The organism is Streptomyces sp. NPDC028305, from assembly GCF_055569495.1.
In genome coordinates this window covers 290,873-309,591 of sequence record NZ_JBVHTN010000012.1, presented here as the reverse complement: position 1 = coordinate 309,591, position 18,719 = coordinate 290,873, and the positions used below count along the sequence as shown (strand labels likewise).

The 18,719-nt window shown below is 70.2% G+C and carries 14 protein-coding genes and 2 pseudogenes; 9 read left to right on the top strand and 7 right to left on the bottom strand.

Going from position 1 to position 18,719, the window contains the following annotated elements:
* Positions 1-264: 264 nt before the first annotated feature.
* Together ACZ4WQ_RS42970 and ACZ4WQ_RS42965 are read right to left on the bottom strand one after the other, a co-directional pair.
* Positions 265-2,736, bottom strand: coding sequence for a GTPase-associated protein 1-related protein (locus tag ACZ4WQ_RS42970; RefSeq protein ID WP_361181911.1), 2,472 nt, complete (start codon positions 2,734-2,736; stop codon positions 265-267).
* Between the two features lie 429 nt (positions 2,737-3,165).
* Positions 3,166-5,073, bottom strand: a complete 1,908-nt coding sequence (locus tag ACZ4WQ_RS42965; protein WP_468022832.1) for an SMI1/KNR4 family protein — start codon at positions 5,071-5,073, stop codon at positions 3,166-3,168.
* Positions 5,074-5,172: 99 nt separating this feature from the next.
* Between ACZ4WQ_RS42965 and ACZ4WQ_RS42960 the strand changes: the two genes are divergently transcribed.
* Positions 5,173-5,580, top strand: a complete 408-nt coding sequence (locus tag ACZ4WQ_RS42960) for a phosphopantetheine-binding protein (RefSeq protein ID WP_398372750.1) — start codon at positions 5,173-5,175, stop codon at positions 5,578-5,580.
* A gap of 54 nt (positions 5,581-5,634) precedes the next feature.
* Here ACZ4WQ_RS42960 and ACZ4WQ_RS42955 read toward each other — a convergent pair whose 3' ends face one another.
* From ACZ4WQ_RS42955 to ACZ4WQ_RS42945, 3 genes and pseudogenes are all read right to left on the bottom strand, one after another.
* Entirely contained in the window at positions 5,635-6,096 is a 462-nt protein-coding gene (locus ACZ4WQ_RS42955) for a potassium channel family protein (RefSeq protein WP_398372752.1), read from the bottom strand.
* Positions 6,097-6,194: 98 nt separating this feature from the next.
* The gene (locus tag ACZ4WQ_RS42950; protein WP_311721636.1) at positions 6,195-7,793 is read right to left on the bottom strand and encodes an MFS transporter; all 1,599 of its coding nucleotides are present in this window, start codon (positions 7,791-7,793) and stop codon (positions 6,195-6,197) included.
* A 136-nt stretch (positions 7,794-7,929) separates the two neighbouring features.
* A pseudogene (locus ACZ4WQ_RS42945) lies at positions 7,930-8,762 on the bottom strand (sensor histidine kinase); the annotation flags it as partial.
* 9 nt (positions 8,763-8,771) lie between these two features.
* Between ACZ4WQ_RS42945 and ACZ4WQ_RS42940 the strand changes: the two are divergent.
* The 5 genes and pseudogenes from ACZ4WQ_RS42940 (at position 8,772) to ACZ4WQ_RS42920 (ending at position 14,480) form a co-directional block, all read left to right on the top strand.
* A complete protein-coding gene (locus ACZ4WQ_RS42940; RefSeq protein ID WP_398372757.1) occupies positions 8,772-9,308 on the top strand; it encodes a hypothetical protein in 537 nt (178 codons plus the stop codon).
* A complete protein-coding gene (locus tag ACZ4WQ_RS42935) occupies positions 9,305-10,057 on the top strand; it encodes an ABC transporter ATP-binding protein (protein ID WP_398372759.1) in 753 nt (250 codons plus the stop codon). Before ACZ4WQ_RS42940 ends, ACZ4WQ_RS42935 begins: the two co-directional genes overlap by 4 nt.
* 38 nt (positions 10,058-10,095) lie before the next feature.
* A pseudogene (locus ACZ4WQ_RS42930) lies at positions 10,096-11,135 on the top strand (ABC transporter permease).
* 129 nt (positions 11,136-11,264) lie between these two features.
* A complete protein-coding gene (locus tag ACZ4WQ_RS42925) occupies positions 11,265-11,426 on the top strand; it encodes a hypothetical protein (protein ID WP_398372761.1) in 162 nt (53 codons plus the stop codon).
* A gap of 390 nt (positions 11,427-11,816) precedes the next feature.
* A complete protein-coding gene (locus ACZ4WQ_RS42920; RefSeq protein ID WP_398372763.1) occupies positions 11,817-14,480 on the top strand; it encodes an FHA domain-containing protein in 2,664 nt (887 codons plus the stop codon).
* Here the strand turns inward: ACZ4WQ_RS42920 and ACZ4WQ_RS42915 are convergent.
* Positions 14,467-15,504, bottom strand: coding sequence for an NADP-dependent oxidoreductase (locus ACZ4WQ_RS42915; protein WP_398372766.1), 1,038 nt, complete (start codon positions 15,502-15,504; stop codon positions 14,467-14,469). The two genes, ACZ4WQ_RS42920 and ACZ4WQ_RS42915, sit on opposite strands and share 14 nt — an antisense overlap.
* A 136-nt stretch (positions 15,505-15,640) precedes the next feature.
* Between ACZ4WQ_RS42915 and ACZ4WQ_RS42910 the strand changes: the two genes are divergently transcribed.
* Positions 15,641-16,522, top strand: a complete 882-nt coding sequence (locus ACZ4WQ_RS42910) for a helix-turn-helix domain-containing protein (protein ID WP_385338794.1) — start codon at positions 15,641-15,643, stop codon at positions 16,520-16,522.
* Positions 16,519-17,436: a phosphotransferase family protein gene (locus ACZ4WQ_RS42905; protein WP_398373014.1), complete on the top strand. Its 918-nt coding sequence runs from the start codon at positions 16,519-16,521 to the stop codon at positions 17,434-17,436. The genes ACZ4WQ_RS42910 and ACZ4WQ_RS42905 overlap by 4 nt, the downstream gene beginning before the upstream one ends.
* An 83-nt stretch (positions 17,437-17,519) precedes the next feature.
* Here the strand turns inward: ACZ4WQ_RS42905 and ACZ4WQ_RS42900 are convergent, their stop codons facing one another.
* Positions 17,520-17,693: a hypothetical protein gene (locus tag ACZ4WQ_RS42900; RefSeq protein WP_311721645.1), complete on the bottom strand. Its 174-nt coding sequence runs from the start codon at positions 17,691-17,693 to the stop codon at positions 17,520-17,522.
* 73 nt (positions 17,694-17,766) lie between these two features.
* Between ACZ4WQ_RS42900 and ACZ4WQ_RS42895 the strand changes: the two genes are divergently transcribed.
* Positions 17,767-18,693: a LysR family transcriptional regulator gene (locus ACZ4WQ_RS42895; RefSeq protein ID WP_398372769.1), complete on the top strand. Its 927-nt coding sequence runs from the start codon at positions 17,767-17,769 to the stop codon at positions 18,691-18,693.
* The last annotated feature ends 26 nt before the right edge of the window (positions 18,694-18,719 follow it).

Here is an 18,719-nt window from a genome sequence, read left to right as displayed (position 1 = left end):
GCTATTTCCGGCGTGACTCTCCGCGGTCACCGGTCGCGCCGCGTCAGGCCGCCGGCCGGGGGCCGGCGGCCGGCGGCCTGTTGGCCGAGGGCGGTCTCTACCGGCCCGACGCGCGGAATCCGGGGATCCGCAGCCTGGCGGGGCCCGGCGCCTTCCCAGCCGTCGTGAGCGCGAGACCGGGGAAGAGCCAGAGCGTATAGCCGACACACAGTGCGTTCGCCACAAGGCCGGTGGCCCACAGAGCCGCAGTCAGCAGGTTCACGGTCATGACAGATCGCCGTCCTCCCGCGGTGGCTCCACCTCGCCCCAGCGGTCCCCTTCCGCCGCGCTCTTTCGGCGCCGGCGGGTCAGCCGACGGCCGATCCGGCCGAACGCCCCCGGCCGGTTCCAGGCCCGGAACTCTTCCGCCCAGCGGACACCCGTACGTTCCAGGCACCGCTCGACGGCGGCGATATCAGTCTCGGACAGGTCTCGCGCCACCGGACGGAGCACCGAGTCCAGCAGCTCTGCACGCGTCTCCTGCCAGGCCCCGCCGGCTTGAGGGTGCGAACTCCAGGTATGGAAGCACTCGGCCGCATACGCGGGGTCGGTCCGCAGCCGGTCACGCACCGGCCGGGATCGGGCCACGCGGCCGTACGCGCCGATGAGGTCGGGATCGCGGCTGTGGATGAGTGCGTACAGCTCTCCGTCCGGGCAATCGGTGGACAGCAGCCGGTATGCGAGAGCCCCAAAGGCGTGCTCGACAACGTTGCGTTCCACCGGTTCCGCCGCCGCCCGGAGTGACATCGCCCGGTCGGTCCAGCCCGGGCCCGCCGAGCCGCTCCGCAGATCGCGTGCCAGCTCCAGGAGGAGCAGGGAGGCGCGCTGGCGCGGTGTCAGATTCTCGGTGAAGCAGCGCAGCAGGTTCTGGGCGAGATCGGGTACGTCCAGATCGTCCTCCGGCCCTTCGAGCGCGGCCCTGAGCAGGCTGGGCCAGGTACCCGCCGCGAGGTGGGTGTCCGACCCGGCCTCGACCAGCATCAGCCGCGCTTCCCCGGCGGTGGGCGTACTGTCCTGCCAGATCAGCCGGACTGCCGTGCGCAGGACGAGCGGATCGGCGAACATCGAGACTCCGCTCGCACGCACCACGGCGTTCAGCACGCCGACTCGGTCGCCGCCGCCCGCTGTCACCCGCGGCGCCTCGGCGCACATCCGCAGATGGGGCAGGGCCTGGCTCTCCGCGAAGCGGAGCGGGATCCGCGTCAGCAGCCGGGCCGCGGCGAGCGGATCGCCGGCGGCCAGTTCGTCGAGCCTGCCGAGCAGGGTGGTCCGCAACGTGAAGTGTTCCTCCACCGCGAGGCGTACCGCGGGAGTGTGCGCCTCCTCCGGAGCAGCCAGCATCTCGTGGGCCAGCCTGCGCGCCACCTCCGGCAGCAGGTCCGAGCAGTCCACCCCGAGCAGGTCCGCGATGCGCAGCAGCTCCAAGGGGCGTGAGGCGCCCCGACCGCCGTCCGCCACGCCCGCGCGCAGGTCCGGCGCCAGTTCGCCGGCGAGACGTTGGCGCAGTTCCTCGGTGAGGGCGTCGGGGCGCAGGGCGTGCAGCCCGGGCACCGACCCGGGCGAGCAAACAGCCTCGGTGAGCACCAGCGCGGCGAGCGGCGCGATGGAGGCGACCGGTACACGGCCGTCGAGCGCCGTGAACAACCGGAACAGGGCCGCCCTTTCTGGATCCGTCCGGTCCCCGGCGGGCGCGCCCAGCGCCGCCACCAGACGGTGCAGTCGCTCCTCGCCCAGTGCCTCCCGGTGGCTGTGCGCCCAGTCCGCCGCCTCGGCGCGGCCGGTGGTGCCGAGCTCGAGCCCGGCGCACAGCGCGACGCAGGCGAGCGGGCCGGGGGCGAAGCGGTCGTCCGCGAGCGAGGCCGCCTCCCGGAACAGCTCGGGGGCATCACCCAGCCAGATGACCGCGGCCGCCTCCGCCCAGGCGTCGGCCACCGGCTCCCGGGGCTTTCCGCCGGCGCAGTCGTGCACCCGGTAGCGATGGTCGTAGTCGGTCAGCCCCTGACCAACCTCCGGCAGTACGCCGATGACATGCTGCCGGGCGAGCTCCGGCCGCCTCGTATAGGTGGTGAAGGTCAGCCGCTGGGCGTCTTCGCGTGGCAGCACGGTGCTCGCCAGCGCGATCCACCGGGCCACATCTGCGCTGTTCCGCTCGATGACGATGATCCGGGGCGCGGACTCGTCCTGGCTCAGCCCGCGCAGATCGGCGAAGAAGCCCGCGAGCCACGGCGAGCGAGCGGCCGCGAACATCACCAAGCCGTCCCGGTCGAAGCGACCCGAGGCAGGCAGCGTTTCGAGCGGCTCCGGCACCCCGCCGTCCGGGGTGCGGCCGGCCCACTGGGGGGAACCCCAGGCGGTGATGGGCAGCGCCCCGCGCGGCGGTGTCGTGTCCGTGGGGAGATGCAGCGCGTGCGCATGGAAGTTGCCCCAGCGCCCGCTGTGGTCGACTCCCGTATAGACCGTACGGGCCAGCAGCCAACTTCCGTCCGAGAGTCGGCTGTAGCTGAACGCCTCGGGGAACGCGGCCAGCTCGGCGTCGGTGGGACGAGGAGGGGCATCGCGTGGCGGCTCATAGCCGATGAGCTGCTCGGCCTCCTTGAGCAGCGACGGGGGTAGCCCGGGGGTGAGCGCGGTGAACCGGAACCCCGAACCGTCCGGCCCCGGGGGCGCCGAGGTGTAGTGCAGCTGTGTCAGGCTCATGCTCCAGCCTCCCCGCCGGCCGACTTCCCGGGCTTCGTGGGTTCGTTCACGCGACGGAGTCCGCGCCCCCCGAGCAGCCACAGCAGCGTCGGATCCTCGACGCGCAGCGGCACAGCCACCGTCATCGGGGTGGTCACCGTCCACCGGAAGGAGGCAGCGCCTCGCCGATGTGGCGCAACCCCAGGACATGCTGCTGTGCCACAGGCTCCTGACCACGGTCTACCAGTGGTGACAGCGGCAATGCGGACAGAGCTCCGGGTAGCCCGAGGCGATGCCCGAACTCTGGCCCCACTGATCGTCCCCCTGCTCACGGTTGGTCTGTGCGAACGATTATCCCAGCAGATCTACTCCTGGAGTGTGAAGACTTTGCAGGATAGGACCGGGCTCGCCGGTGGGCTCGACTTCCACCAGGGGCGGGCCAGCCCGGGTTCAGGGCCGGTGCCGCCCGAAGCTGACGTAGGAGTAGGCGAACCCCTCGCCCGCGCGTGGTGCCCGGGTCCAGGATCGGGTGGTGAAGGTGCGGAGCCTGCCTTGGGTCAGCGCGAAGCGGGGGAGCGAGAGCCCGAGTTCGGCGTGCAAGGCCTCCAACACGTGCCGCTCGCAATCCAGTTCGGTGTCCTCAGGGCGGAACAGCAGTGCGGGGTCCAGGGCCTCGGGTATCGCGCCGGAGCGCTGTATCTCCGTACCCCGCACGGTGAACGCGTAGAGCTCCTCGCCCCCTTCGGCCACCGACAGGTGGAATGCGGCCGGGCGGTCACCGGAGGACGAGCTCCTCGGGTCGCGCCACACCACCACCGCGCGGCCGGACGAGGAGGCGGCCGGAGCGGGGGACAGGAACAGCTTGTTCAAATGGCGGGAGCCGCCGTCGAAGGCGAAGGCCCACGCTCCGGCGGTGCGGCCGACGGCGACCACGGCCCGGTCCTCCCAGAGTTCCACGCCCTCCCGCTCGTGGGGCCGGGGTGCCGGCCAGAACGCGTCGCGCGGATCCGCGGGCGCGCTCAGTTCGGCGCCCTCCTCGCCGATCAGGGCGGGCAGGCGGGCGGGGGCGATCCCCTCGACCCAGACACAGCGGTATCCGTCGCGCGGCCCCCGGTTCGCCGCGGGCTCAGTCAGCCAGGCGAGGCCCGGCGGGTCGAGATCGGGCACCGGATCGGGAGCGGGTCCCCGCTCCCCGGCCCGCGGTGTCGCCAGGATCTCCCGCCCACGCTCCGGGGTGATCAGCGGACCCAGGACCGGATCGGCGAGCAGACCGATCGGGGCGATCAGCCAGGGCCCGGGCGCCTCCCACCGCGGGAGCGCGTCCCGCAGCACCCGCCAGGCGGCGTCGGTCGCCCCCCAGCGGGCCGACTCCCAGGCCTCGGCGACGGCCCGGCCCCATGGGCCGGGAGGCGCGTAGCGATGGGTACCGTCGCGCATCGTGCTCAGTACGGCCTCGGCGGTCTTCCGAGCGGCCCCGCGGGCGGTCATCATCCCGAGCCAGTGGTCGTCCCCGCCCAGCCGCCACTCGCCGCGTGCCGGCGTCATGGCCTCCACGGGCAGAATCTCGGGCAGGTAGCGCGGGTCGGCCACCAGGTAGCCGTAATCCCGGGAACTGCGCGGGGCCAGCAGATGCCGGAGCTGGTTCAGCAGGACGGCGCTCTGTGACCGTCCGAAGGCCAGCGCCTCCTCGAGCAGGGGCAGGGCCTCCTCGTACCGTCCGCGCAGGGCCAGCAGGCGGGCCTCCTCCACATGGGCGTCCTGGGCGCGCGTGGTCGCGTTCACGAAGTCGGGTCGCTCTGCCCGGTCGGAGTGGAAGTCGCGGTACATGGCCTCCATGTACGCCCGGAACGACGGGTAACGGTCCGGCAGTTCACCGCTCCAGCCCTTGTAGACGTAGAGCGCCCACTCGCCGTCCTGGTCGCTGTCGCCCGGGTCGAGCAGGGCGTGCGACATGTCGGAGTCCGTCTCCAGCCGTAGCGCCCGTTGCCACATCCCGGCCAGCAGGCCGTCTTCCTCGCGCGGGTTGTCGCCCAGACTTTCCTCGTACAGCGGGGTCATGCCGAACGGATCCTGGAACCAGTCGATGTCCGCGGCGCCGCCGAGCTGATAGACCCCGGCCGTCTCGTCCACGTGCCACCCGTCGCTCACGGCGAGGAACTCCCGGTACGAGGGCGGCAGCCGCCGTCCCAGCCGCTCCTCGGCCGCGGCGATCGCCGCCTCGTCCGCCCCGGGCCTTCCCAGGGGGACGACGGTCTGCCCGCCGTCCTCGTCCTCGTCCTCGTCCTCGTCCTCGCGCGGAGCCCACTCCTCCTGCCAGCGACCCAGGAATTCGTGCCAGTTGAAAGACTCGCCACTCATGGCCGGATGGTGTCATCCGACACCGACAACAGTGTCGGACAGCAGTGCAGCGACCGCCTCCGGGGCCTCGTGCATTGCGTCATGGCCGGTAGGGAGGTCATGGACCTGCCATTCGGGATCGGCTTGGAGCCGGGTGCGGAGTTCAGCGAACGGTTGGAGGCACTGCCTCTGACGATCAACGCCAAGCTGGACCGTGCCGCGCTGCCCGCCCCCGACCACGCGGTCGCCTCGACCTCGCAACTGCCCCGCAACGCCCGGGAAGAAGCCCTGTGCAAGCTGTTCGCCGACATCCTGGGGGTACCCGGTGTCAGCCGGGACGACAGTTTCTTCGAGTTGGGCGGGCACTCACTGCTCGCCATGCTCCTGGTCAACCGCGTCCGCGCGCAGTTCGGGACCGGTCTTGACCTCCAGACCGTCTTCGAGGCCCCCACAGTCGCCGAACTGGCGCCTCATCTGGACAACGGCCGACGCGCGCGCCCGGTACTGCGCCCGAGGGACAGATCCTGACTGACCGATCTGTGCTGGTGCGCTGGAAGTGGTGCCGAACCCACACCGCCCCGGTCAGCCACCACGGTGGTGCAGGCCGGTCTCGACCGCGCTGACCACCAGGCGGGCGGCGAGGACGATGAGCAGGACGTCGGCCGTCATCTGCGTTATGACGATGACGCGGGCGGTCTGTGAGTGGGCGGTGATGTCGCCGAAGCCCACGGTGCTGAACATGCTGAGGGCGAAGTACAGGGAGTCGGTCCGGGTGAGCGGCTCGCTGAAGCTGCGGGGTTCGGAGCGTTCGAGCAGGTAGTAGGTGGTGGCGAAGAGCAGGAGGAACAGGGGGAGGGTGGTGGCCAGTGCCTCGACCGCCCGCAGCCGGGGATACCGGGAGCGGGCGATCGCGCGGATCTGCCAGGTGAACAGGGCCAGCAGTCCCAGGAGCCCCAGGACGAGAGCCGTGGTTGCGCTGCCGGTGAGTCTCGGTCCCATGGGCAGCAGGTAGTAGGCGACGACAAGACCGGTCGCCGTCGACACGGCGCGCACTGCCGCCGGGAGTGTCGGCGCGCGTCCGAATGTCCCGGAGCGCCGGGGCCGGGGGGCGGATCCTTCCTCGGGCCGGGGGCTGGGGCCGCTCATGTCCTGGCATCACGTCCTGTCCGGGTGAGGCGGGCGGTGGGCAGGTGGCGAGTGAAGGCGAGGCCGGTGAGGGTGATGCCGGCGGTCGCCAGGATGGCGGCTCTCAGGCCGGCGAGCTGGGCGGCGGCGTAGTCGTCGACGAGCGCCTCGGTTTCGGACGGCGGCAGCCCCTCGCGCTCGGCGGCAGCGCGCACGTGGTCGGTGCTGACGAAGCTGATGCCGGCTTCGATGGCGATGCCGGTCTGCTGTCGTGCGGCTTCGGAAATCCGCGGGTTGTCGGCGATGAGGGAGGTGAAGGCGCCGGCGAGAGCGCCGATGAGGATGGCGCCGATCAGGGCGGTGCCGAGGGAGGAGCCCAGGTTCTGGGCGGTGTACTGCAGGCCGCCGACCTCGCTGCGTTCGGCCTCCCCCACGCTGGACTGGACGACGTTGCCGAGCTGGGAGGCGAGCAGGCCCAGCCCGATGCCCAGCATGGCCATGGCGAGCGCGAAGGACAGGTCGTCGATGCGCGGACGGACGGTCGCGAGCAGCCACACGATCGCGGCGAGCAGCACCAATAGACCGAGACGCACAGTGATGCGGGGGCCGGCGACGCGGCCGAGGAGGGGACCGCTCATCGATGCCACCAGCATGGTGACCGATACCGGCAGGAGCCTGAGGCCCGTCTGGAAGGCGTCGAAGCCCTGGACGACCTGGAGGTAGAGGGGGATGGCGAAGAACAGGCCCAGCAGGACGAGGTTCTGGACGAGCAGCATGGCCAGTCCCGCCCGCAGGGGCGGGACGCCCAGCAGCGAAAGCCGCACCAGCGGCTCCCGGCCGCGGCCTTCCAGGTGTCGCTCCCATGCCCACAGCAGCCACAGGGCTGCCGCTCCCGCGGTGATGACGAATACGGTGGGGGAGAAGCCGAGCACCGTGAACGGGGGGTTGCGGGGCTTCAGCCATCCCCAGGAACTGCTCTGCAGGACACCCAGGACGATCAAGGCCAGGCCAAGAGCGGACAGTATGGCGCCTCCGAGGTCGAGGCGGACTGGGGGGCCGGTCCGGGGGTGGTCCTGGATCCAGCGGACGCCGCACAGGATCAGCGCCACGACGACGACCTCGCCGGCGAAGACCACCCGCCAGGTCAGGTACGTGGTCGCCCAGCCGCCGAGCAGTGGGCCGACCGCGATGCCCGCTCCGGCCAGGCCGCCGATGACGCCGTAGGCCACGGCGCGCTCCCGGCCCGTGTAGGTGCCGCCGACGAGGGCAGCGAGAGCGGGGAGGACCAGCGCGGCGCCGAGCCCCTCGATCACCGACCACCCAAGTGTGAGGACCCACAGAGTGGGGGCCGCCGCGGTGAGCGCGGACCCCGTGGCGTAGACGACCAGTCCGATGGCGAAGACCCGGCGCCGCCCGAACATGTCACCGAGCTTCCCTCCGGTGATCATGAAGGCGGCCATGACCAGGGTGTAGACAGTGATGACGGCCTGGATGGCGGTGACGTCGGTGTGGAAGTCCTCGACCAGCCGGCTGATCGAGACGTTCATCACCGAGGTGTCCAGCACCATCAGGAACTGGGCGGTGCCCAGCACGGCCAACGCCCGCCAACGCCGCATCGCACCCACCTCCGCATTCCGGTCCCGCGAGCCCACGCATGCGTGTGTGAGCGGCAGCCGCGACGCCAGCATAAGGCGACAAAAGTAATGTTTCGCACTCTTGGTGATGCGGAGTGCCACGGTCGGCGTGAGCCGTTCACACCACCACTTCACCTCGTCCCGGCCCCCGGGCCGTAGCCGACCGGCGTTCACCTGGGGGTTCTGTGGTGATTGAGTGGCGCGGCAGGTGGAGCGTGAAGGTTGAGCCGACGTTCGGAGTGCTGACCGCGGTGACCGTTCCCTTGTGCGCTTCGGCCAGGCGGCGCACGATGGCCAGCCCGAGGCCGCTCCCGCCGCTCTGCCTGCCGCGGGACTTCTCCGCGCGCCAGAACCGGTCGAAGACATGCGGCAACTCATCGGCCGAGATCCCGGTTCCCGTGTCCGCCACGTCAATCACAACGGTCCCGGGATCGGCACGGGCGCTCAGGGTGACGTATCCTCCCGCAGGTGTGTGGCGAATCGCGTTCGACACGAGGTTGCCCACCATCTGCCGTGCCCGTACGGGATCAGCCATGACCACGATGGCTTCGCCGTCCGCCACGGTGACGGTGACACCTGCCGCCGCGGCGGTGGCCTGGTTGGCCATGGCGGTGGCCGACAGCAGTTCGGAGACCTGAATGGGCTCCGGAGCCAGGCGAAGCTCGCCGGCCTCGGCTGCTGAGAGATCCCGGAGATCGTCGATGATGTGCTGAAGCTGGCGCGACTGTCCCAGCAGGGAGGTCACCAGATCGACGTCGGGACGTGCGATGCCGTCCTCGACCGCCTCGAGCCAGCCCCGGATGTTGCACGTGTGGACAACTCGCCGGCTTCCATGCGCATGGCCGCTTCGGTGAGTGTTCTGAGCGGCTTCACCAGGCGGATGCCCGCCAACGTGGTCACGGCCACCGTCATCACGAGCACGGCCGCGGACCAGCCGGCGATGCGGACCCGGGCCGGGCGATGGTCCTGTCCGGTCCCTCGCGCGTCGACGCCGTCATCGCGCAACTGGGCGACCCGGCCGCCGAGTCCGTACTCACCCTGACCGCACAGCAGAAGACGGTCACGGTCAAGGTCGACGCGGGCAGCGCCGACTCCATTCACAAGGGCGCCGAAGTCACCATCGTCCTCCCCGACACCAAGCGTGTTCCCGGCAAGGTCGTGTCCGTCAGCACCACCGTGCAGGGCGGTGGCGACACCGACGCGGGCGACGGCACCGACACGGCCCCCACGCTCCAGGTGAAGGTGCGGCCGACGCACAGCGCCGATGTCGCCAAGATCGACGCAGCGTCCGTACAGGTTGTCTTTACAGCCGAGACCAGGAAGAACGTCCTTGTGGTGCCGGTAGGCGCTCTCCTCGCCCTGAGCGAGGGCGGTTACGCGTTGCAACGCCCCGGCGGGAAGCTGGTCGGCGTCACGACCGGCCTCTTCGCCAAGGGGCTCGTGGAGGTCAGCGGTGCCGGCGTCGAGGAAGGCGACGTGGTGGTGACGGCATCATGACCATCCCGCCGGGAACGCGAAGCGCCGGCTGCCAGGGTCATGACCGGGGCCCGATCGTGCTCGCTGTGCACAACGTCAGCAAGGCGTACGCGGGAGGGGTTACCGCCCTCGATGACGTATCCCTGACCATCCGGGCAGGCGAGTTGCTGGCGATCGTCGGCCGCTCGGGTTCAGGAAAGTCCACCTTGCTGAACATCATGGGCACCCTCGACCGACCGACCGGCGGCACGGTCCGGATCGGCGACCGGGACGCCGCCCGACTGTCCGACCGGGAACTGTCCGCGCTGCGCGGACGGTGGCTGGGATTCGTCTTCCAGCACTTCCACCTCACGGACGGCCTCACCGCGGAGGAGAACGTCGCCACAGGACTGCTCTACGCGGGCGTGCCACGCCGTCGGCGTCACCCGATGGCCGTTGCCGCTCTGGACCGCGTCGGTCTCGCCCACCGCACACGCCACCTGCCGCACCAGCTCTCGGGAGGCGAACGCCAGCGGGTGGCCATCGCCCGAGCACTGGTCAACGAGCCCGCGCTGGTACTCGCCGACGAGCCGACCGGCGCCCTCGACACCGTGAACGGACAGTCCGTGCTCAATCTGCTCACCCAGCTGAACAGCGAAGGCACCACCATCGCCGTCATCACCCATGACCGGGACATCGCGGTGCGCCTGCCACGCCGGATCGAGATGCGTGACGGGCGTGTCATGACGGACTCACACGATGAGGCGCTCACCTCCGGGAGCGGCGCGTGACCCGCAGGAGGGCTCACCACGGAGACCCGGCCCGGCCCGTGCGGCTGGCGCCGTCGGACGTCCTGCGCCTCGGCCTGCTCGGGATCCGCGTCCGCCGGATGAGGGCGGCTCTCTCCGCGCTCGGCATTTCGATCGGCATCCTCACCCTGGTCCTGGTCACAGGCATCCCGGCGTCGAGTCAGCGTGCCCTCAACGAGCAACTCGCGGCGCTGGGGACGAACCTGTTGCGGGCCCAGCCACAGCCCAACCAACGGCCCCCTGTGCTGCTGCCGCCGGAAGCGGCGAAGATGGCTGCCAGGATCGGTCCGGTGAGCCGCACAAGTGCCGTCGCCAACACGCATACCATCGTCCGGCGCTCCGACCGGACAGACCCCAACGACGGGCTCGGGCTCAGCGTTCTCGCCAGCCAGAACGACCTGCTTCCCACCGTGAACGGCCGAGTGAGATCGGGCCGCTTCCTGAGCCCGTCCACCGACCGGCTGCCCACCGTCGTGTTCGGCCACCAGGCCGCCGCCCGGCTCGGTATTCCTCGCATCGCCGGACACCCCACCGTCGTCTATGTGCGGGCCGATGAAGACGCCATGGAAGCCGTGGCCGACGTCCTTCCCGCCACCTGTACCCGCAGCTCCCCGGGCTGGTGCAAGTCAGTCGGCCATCCGATGCCCTGGCCGCCAAGCGTGCGGCGGACAGCACGTTCTCGGCTCTCTTCCTGGGGCTGTCGGGGGTGGCACTGCTGGTTGGCGGCATCGGAGTCGCCAACACCATGTACATCTCCGTCCTCGAACGGCGCGGTGAGATCGGTCTCCGGCGTGCGCTGGGGGCCAACCGCAGGCAGATCCGAGGCCAGTTCATGACCGAGTCCGTGGTGCTCTCGCTGCTCGGCGGCGTGGCGGGAACAGTGATGGGCACTCTGGCCACGGTCGCCTACGTGACGTATCAGGGCTGGCCGCCGGTGATCCCGATGACCGCCATCGTCATGGTCACGGGCGGGGCGACAGCCATCGGCGTCCTGGCCGGGGTGTACCCCTCCGTACGTGCCGCCCGCCTGGCACCTACCGAGGCGCTGAGCACCGCGTGAGCGCCGGAGAGGAGAAGGGTTGATGAGTGCCATGGCGACGGAGAGCCGCCCTGTGGGAGGGATGAGTGAGCGGCGGCGTTCGCGGTTGCGGCTGGAGATCTCGCGGGAGGCGGCGCGTCTGCTGCCGCGGTGGTGCGGGTGCTGGACGAGCAGATCGGCGTCGCCTTCCTCGCCGGCACCGGCGTCGGCGCCGACACCACGGAGCTGACCGAGGTGAAGGCCGCCGCCCGGCGGTTCGCCCACGCGATCCGCGCGGCCACCGGCGAGGTCGTCGGCGACCCCATCGCCTGACCGAACAGAGATAACCACGGCTTCGTCGGTGGTCAGCTCGCTCGGTGGGCACGGGCGGGAGCAATGTGCGCGCGGCGCGGGTACGCGGTGCGGATTCCCGGCTCCCCGCCATGACACGCAACCTCCGCGTGTCCCGAGCCCTCTTCCATACCGGCCATGACCGTACGCGCCGATGTGCACTGGTCCGGGCCGCACACCGGCTGACCGACTCCGGTTCCGACTCCACGAGGACACACCGCCCTGATGCCCGACGAACACCCACGGCCCGCCGATCTGCCGGTCCGCGTACCGACCGGTGATGGTTCGCCACCTCGCGCTGCAGGAACCGTCCGAGCCGTCGTCTATCCTCGCGCAGACGGCCTCGGTGCACACGATCGACTTGGGACAGACATGCCGGAACTTGTACTGCATGCCAGTGGGCGCACCTGGACCCTGGAGGCGTCCCGGAGCTACACCATCGGGCGCGACCAGCAGGCCGACATCTCGTTCATCGACCGCCGAGTCTCCCGGCGGCACGTCGTGATCCGCTGCGACGGCGGAACGTGGGTCATCGAAGATCTCGGCAGTGCTAACGGCACGTTCGCCGAAGGACGTCGTATTCAGCGGATCGAGATCGGTCACGGTTCGATCATCCGGCTGGGAGAGGTCTCCACCGGCATGCGGCTGGACTTCACCGAAGCCTCCGCAGCGGTGAGCGACGATCAGGTGCGTGCTGACGTCCGGATACGCGAGGGGCAGCCCCAGGCCGAGGCCCGTCCCAAAGTCCGGGATGCTGCGGATCGGGGCACGTCGGTGGCCGCCGCCACACCCCCGGTGGTGCCCGGTCCCCGGCCGGGAGAGGTTCCGGGAGCCCCCACGGGGGCGGCGGCAGCCCGTGGCGACGAGCAGTTCCGCCCCCTCCCTCACCACCCCGCATCCGGTTTCGCCCGTGCCGCGGTTCCCCCGACTCCCGGAGACGCGGGTGACCCCCGGGACAGTCGCCGGTCCGAAGGCCCCGCGGCCGGTCCCCGCGGAGCCGCCGCAGCCCTTTCCATCGACCGGGACCCCTCGGGCGTCTACCCACTCGTCCTGGGGCAACGGCTGCGTATCGGCCGCGGGCCGGAAAACGAGCTCGTGGTGGAGGGCCCGTATGTCTCCCGTCACCACGCGGAGTTCCGGCCCCTGCCCGATGGCCGCTTCGAGATCGTCGACCTCGGAAGTCACAACGGCACCTATGTCAATGGGCAGCCCGTGGACCGCCGGATCATCGGCCCGTACGACATCGTCGGTGTCGGCCACTCCACCTTCCGGCTCGCCGGAGACCGGCTCGAGGAGTTCGTCGACACCGGTGAGGTCTCCTTCACCGCCCGCAACCTGACAGTGACCGTCGGGCGCGGCAAGACCATCCTGGACGACGTCTCCTTCGGCGTCCCCGAGAAGTCGCTGGTCGCGGTGATCGGGCCGTCGGGCTCCGGGAAGTCCACCCTTCTGCGCGCACTCACCGGATACCGGCCCGCGGACCGTGGCCAGGTGTTCTATGACCACCGCGATCTCTACGCCCAGTTCGCCGAGTTGCGCCACCGTATCGGCCTCGTCCCGCAGGATGACATCCTGCACAAGGAGCTGACCGTCGACGTCGCTCTGAAATACGCCGCCAGGCTCCGCTTTCCCGGTGACACCAAGGCGGCCGAGCGCAAGGCCCGTATCGACGAGGTGCTCCAGGAGCTCAGACTCGACGTCCACCGGGGCAAGAAGGTCGCCTCGCTCTCCGGCGGTCAGCGCAAGCGGGTTTCCGTTGCCCTGGAACTGCTGACCAAGCCGTCCCTGCTCTTCCTCGACGAGCCCACCTCCGGTCTGGACCCGGGCTTGGACCGTAATGTCATGAAGCTGCTGCGGGAGCTCGCCGACGACGGCCGCACCGTGCTGGTGGTCACGCACTCCGTCGCCGAACTGTCCCTGTGCGACCGGGTGTTGGTCCTGGCGCCCGGTGGCTCCGTGGCGTACTTCGGTCCCCCGGGCGAGGCCCTGGACTTCTTCGGTCACGAGAGCTGGGCCGATGTCTTCTCCGCCTTCGAGGACCACCGCGAGGACGACTGGGGCGGGCGCTGGCGGGCTTCCCGGCAGTACGACCGGTGCGCCGCGGAGATCGAGTCGGCCGAACCGCCGCAGCAGTCGGGCACCCCGGCGACGCAGCCGCCCGCGCGGGCTCGGCGGCCCAAACCGCAAGGCTGGCTCGGCCAGTTGTGGACGCTGATGCGCCGCTATGCGTCGGTCATCGCCTCCGACAAGGGCTTCATGGCGCTGATGCTGCTGCTCCCGGCCGTGCTGGGCGGAGTGAGCTGCCTGGTTCCGGCGACATTCGGACTCGCCCCGCCGCCGCCCGACAGCCGTTTCCGCTACAACCAGGAGTCCGGAACCATTCTGCTGGTGCTGGTCGTCGGCATGTGCTTCTCCGGCGCGGCCAACTCCGTACGCGAATTGATCAAAGAACGGGTGATCTACGAACGGGAGAGAGCCACGGGGCTGTCCCGATCGGCGTATCTGATGTCGAAGGTGATCGTCCTCGGTCTGATCACCGCGGTGCAGGGTGTCGTCATCTGCGCCATCGGCTTCTCCGTCCGCCAACTGCCCGCCCAGGGGCTGCTCATGCCCACGGCCGTCGAGGTCTGCGTGGTCATCAGCGCGCTGGGCTTCACCACCATGATGTTCGGTCTGGTCATCTCCGCGCTGGTGAGGACCCCGGAGAAGACCATGCCGCTGCTCGTGATGTTCGCCGTCGTCCAGGTCGTCTTCACCGGGGTCCTCTTCCAGCTGTTCGACTCTCCGGGCATCGAACAGATCGGCTGGCTGATGCCCGCCCGCTGGGCGGTCGCCGGCGCCGGGACCACACTCGACCTCGCGCACACCATGCCGCCCTGGAATGTCGACAAGCCGGACGATGTCGACCCGCTGTGGGCCCACACCGTCACCCAGTGGGGCATCGACCTCGGTGTGCTCCTGGCCATCGGGCTGGTCTGCGGCTTCGCGGTGGCCCGCCTGCTGCGCCGGCACGAACCCGAGGTCATGCGGGACTAGGGCTCCAGCTGATCTTCGCGAGCATCTTGCCCATGATGCGGCCTTGAAACATCTCCGGGAACGAGGCGGGGATGTTCTCGAGTCCCTCGACGATGTGTTCGGCGTAGCGCAGCTTGCCCTCTGCCACCGCCGGGGCCAGGTCGGCGAGGAATGCCGGGTAACTGTCGAAGTGGTCGGGTACGGAGAAGCCCCGAATGGTGAGGTTCTTGTACAGCACTGCCCTCAGGAGGTCCGGCAGGCGGTCTGGTCCCTCGAACGCCTGCGTCCGTGTGATCTGCGACATCACGCCGCCTACCGCGAACTGGGCCTTGAGGTTCAGGTGGGGCAGCAGTGCCCCGAACATGGAGGCGCCCACGCTCTCGTAGACCGTGTCGATCCCGTCGGGCACGGCGTGGGCGAGCTGCTCGGCGAAGTCGGGCGCCTTGTGGTCGACGGCAGCGTCCAGGCCGAGGTCCTCGAGTAGGTGGCGTGACTTCTCGGGGCCGCCGGCGACTCCCACGACCCGGTATCCCCGGAGCTTGCCGATCTGAGCCGCGGCCGTGCCGACGGCGCCTGCCGCGGCGGTGACCACAAGCGTGCCGCCCGGCTTCGGGTTGATGATCTTGGTCAGTCCCACCCACGCAGTGAGACCCGTCATCCCGAGCACGCCGAGATTCGCTGACAGCGGCGCCGCTTCCGGATCGATCTTCCTGAGGTCCGAGCCGTCGGACACCGCGTAGTCCTGCCAGCCGGACATGCCGGCGACGTGGTCACCGACCGCGAAGGCGGGGTTGTTGCTCTGCTCGATCACCGCGATCGTGAAGCCGAACATCGGGTCGCCGATGTTGAGGGAGGGCTGGTCGCTGTTCGCGTTACCCATGATGATGCGGTTGTAGGGGTCCAGCGAGAGCAGGATGTTTCGCGTCAGCACCTGACCGTCGCCCGGAACCGGCAAGGCCCCCTCGACAATGGCGAAGTCGCTTTCCTTCGGGTCCCCGTGCGGCCGTGCCGCAAGGACGATCTGACGATTCACCTGTGTACTCATGGAAGTTTCTCTCCTGGTGTCGGACGAGTGACGTCGGCCAAGAGAAACGTGGGTGCGGGAGCTGAGCCAGTGCCCCCGCGAGCCGGGTAGTGACAGGGCCCCCTTCGCGTGTGGCTTCGCCGGTTACCTTGGTGACATGACGGACAAGCCGAATCACCTGGGTGAGTACCTGCGCGCCCGCCGCGCGCTCGTCTCGCCCGAGCAGGCAGGCGTTCCTGATCTCGGTGGACGGCGGGTGCCCGGTCTGCGGCGCGAAGAGGTCGCCACGCTGGCGGGCATCAGCGCCGACTACTACCTGCGCCTCGAGCGCGGAAGCGACCGCAATCCCTCCGCGCAGGTTCTCGAGTCCATCGCACGCGTGCTCCGGCTCGATGACGAGAGCACAACGCATTTGCTGAGCCTCGTCGCGGGCAGGCCCCGCCCGACGCGGCGCGGACCTCGCAGCGAGACCGTACCGGCCAGCATGGTCGAGCTCTTGGCGACGCTGCCGCATCCCGCCTTCGTGGAAGGCCGCTACTTCGACATCCTGGCCGCGAATCCTCTCGCCAGTGCGCTCTCCCCCCGCCTCTCAGTGGGAGGTAACCAGTTGCTCGACGTGTTCCTCGATCCTGCCGAGAAGGCTCTTCACCTCGACTGGAACGGCACTACCGAGTGCTACATCGCCAGCCTCCGCCGTGCCGTCGGCGTCGAGACGGACGATCGTCGCTTCATCGAGCTCGTCGGAGAGCTCTCCCTGGCGAGCCCTCGCTTCCGTGCCCTGTGGAACCGTCACGACGTACGCGCGCAGCGCGGTGGGCCCATTCGATTCGACCACCCACAGATCGGCGAACTGCGACTCAGCCGCGAGCGGCTCGAGATCAGCGGGACAGACGGCCCGCATCTCGTCCTTTATCACGCCCGGCCCGGCTCTGCGGACGCCGACAAACTGGTGCTCCTGGCCTCGTCCACCCTCACGCCGACCGACCCGACCACGGGGACCGGCTCCCCCGAGATGAGGCGGCGGCTGTGCGACCGTTGACACTGGCTTGGGTCAGCCGGCACCTGGAGGCCGGTGAACGGGTCGTCGGAACCGAGGCGCTGCACGGCGGCATCACTGCCGAGGTCCGGAGGCTGACCATCGCCACGCGGGACGGAGGCACCCGTGACCTGGTGCTGCGGACCTTCGTCGACGTGGAGCACGCCGAGGACTGGCTGAACAGGGAGGCCGGCGCCCTGACCCTGCTCACGGGGACCGGCGTGCCGGCTCCTGGACTGGTCGCGGTTGATCCGACCGCCGCGCATTGCGAGTATCCGTCGCTCCTGAGGACACATCTGGCGGGCCGGACGGTCCTGGACGATGAGGGATTGGAGACGCGCGTTCCCCTGCTGGCCCGTCAACTCGTGGCGATCCACGCGTTGCGGCCTGCCGAACGGCCCCCGGAGTATGTGGCGTTGACGACCGCCGACACCGTCGTGGTCCCGAAGGGTGCCGACGCGGCGGTATGGGCCGCGGCGATCGACGTGATCCGCAAGCCCGCGCCGCCCTACGAGGGGCGGTTCCTGCACCGGGACTTCCAGCCCGGCAATGTGCTCTTCGACGTGGAGCCTTCAGGGCCGGCAGGTGCCCGGATCACCGGCGTCGTCGACTGGGCAGCGCCCTCCTGGGGCCCGGCGGATCTCGATGTGGCGCACTGCTCCACCAATCTCGCGCTGCTGCACGGCCCGGCGTGGGGTCTGCGGTTCGCTGAGGCGTATGAGGAGGCCGGCGGGGTGCTGGCCGCGGCCGCGAGCGGGCGACTGTACTGGCAGGTGCGGGACGGGCTGGCGTGCTCGGAGGAAGTGCGGTTGGTGGCGCAGGCATGGCGGGAGGCAGGGAGGACAGAGCTGACGACGCGAGCCGTGGAGGAGCGGCTGGATGCCTATGTCACCGCCCTGATGGGCACACTGGGCTGAGCCGAAGCAGGCCGGGGCGCGGGCCCGGCGGCGAGCGCCGGGCCCGGCCGCGACGGGGGTGTTCGTTCTGACGCCGAGCAGCACTAACGGACCTGGTGGGGGCACTGGATGTCGTGTCCGCCCGCGGCGAGTCCCTTGCCGTCGACGTCGTAGGGAACCAGGGCCATCTGAAGCCGTCCGCAGGCGCAGCGGCTCCAGACCACGACACCCTTGCTGGTGGTGTGCCGGGAAACGATGGTGTTCGTTTTGGTGTTCATGGCAGCAGGATGACCCGGGACAACCGTTGCGGTCTATTGCATGTTTTGCTGGTGCTGTGTGCAAAATCATTTCATGATTGACCTGCGTCGGCTTCATATGCTCCGCGTGGTGCACCAGCAGGGCACGGTCACCGCGGCAGCGGAGGCCCTGCACCTCACCCCGTCGGCGGTTTCCCACCACATGCGCGAGCTCGCGCGGCAGCTCAAGGTCCCGCTCCTGGAACCGCAGGGCCGCCGCGTCCGGCTGACCCCGGCCGGGCGCCTGCTCGTCGACCATGCCGACGCGCTGCTGGCCCGTTGGGAGGAGGCGCAGACGGAGTTGGAGTCCTATCGGGCGGGCGTGGCCGGACCGCTGCGCATCGCGGGCTTCAACACCGCGATCGGCGGCCTGATCGCCCCCGCGGCCGGGCGGCTGCGGCACAGCCATCCCGACCTCCTGGTGCAGGTGCGGGAGTGTGACACGGCGGCGAGCATGGACCTGCTGGTGGCGGGCAAGGTGGATCTGGCGGTCGTGGAGCCCACCGAGGGCGGGCCGCCGCTGGATGACTCGCGGTTCGAGCAGAGCCTGCTGCTGGAGGAGCCGTACGTCATGCTGGTGCCCGCCGACCACCCGTTCGCGAGGGTGGCATCGGTGCGGTTGGAGGACGCGGCGGCCGAGGACTGGATCGTCGCCGACCCGGGCACCTGCGACCACGCCCAGCGGGTGCGGATGCTGTGCGCGGTGGCCGGATTCTCACCGCGGATCGTGCACGCCGCCACCCAGTGGCAGGCGGTCTGGTCGCTGGTCGGGAACGGGCTGGGAGTCTCGCTCGTCCCGCGGCTGGCTGAGGGCCCGGAGGGCCGGTCGGTGGTGCGGGTCCCGGTGTCGGGCGAGAACATGCCGACGCGGCGGATCCTCACCTGTGTGCGCCGCGGCAGTCGGCGGAACCGGCTTGTCAACCTCGGGATACGTGCGCTGGAAGAGGTGGTGTCCACCCGGCAGGTCGGAGGCCGGTGTTGATGGCCATGCTCAGCGATCAACACCGG

Bases quoted from the DNA above. Each gene is read 5' to 3' on its own strand.
- ACZ4WQ_RS42935 (WP_398372759.1), top strand. From the start codon at position 9,305: ATGACCATCCCGCCGGGAACGCGAAGCGCCGGCTGCCAGGGTCATGAC.
- ACZ4WQ_RS42965 (WP_468022832.1), bottom strand. From the start codon at position 5,073: ATGAGTGGCGAGTCTTTCAACTGGCACGAATTCCTGGGTCGCTGGCAG.
- ACZ4WQ_RS42915 (WP_398372766.1), bottom strand. From the start codon at position 15,504: ATGAGTACACAGGTGAATCGTCAGATCGTCCTTGCGGCACGGCCGCAC.
- ACZ4WQ_RS42940 (WP_398372757.1), top strand. From the start codon at position 8,772: ATGGTCCTGTCCGGTCCCTCGCGCGTCGACGCCGTCATCGCGCAACTG.
- ACZ4WQ_RS42920 (WP_398372763.1), top strand. From the start codon at position 11,817: ATGCCGGAACTTGTACTGCATGCCAGTGGGCGCACCTGGACCCTGGAG.
- ACZ4WQ_RS42900 (WP_311721645.1), bottom strand. From the start codon at position 17,693: ATGAACACCAAAACGAACACCATCGTTTCCCGGCACACCACCAGCAAG.
- ACZ4WQ_RS42895 (WP_398372769.1), top strand. From the start codon at position 17,767: ATGATTGACCTGCGTCGGCTTCATATGCTCCGCGTGGTGCACCAGCAG.
- ACZ4WQ_RS42970 (WP_361181911.1), bottom strand. From the start codon at position 2,736: ATGAGCCTGACACAGCTGCACTACACCTCGGCGCCCCCGGGGCCGGAC.
- ACZ4WQ_RS42960 (WP_398372750.1), top strand. From the start codon at position 5,173: ATGGACCTGCCATTCGGGATCGGCTTGGAGCCGGGTGCGGAGTTCAGC.
- ACZ4WQ_RS42950 (WP_311721636.1), bottom strand. From the start codon at position 7,793: ATGCGGCGTTGGCGGGCGTTGGCCGTGCTGGGCACCGCCCAGTTCCTG.
- ACZ4WQ_RS42910 (WP_385338794.1), top strand. From the start codon at position 15,641: ATGACGGACAAGCCGAATCACCTGGGTGAGTACCTGCGCGCCCGCCGC.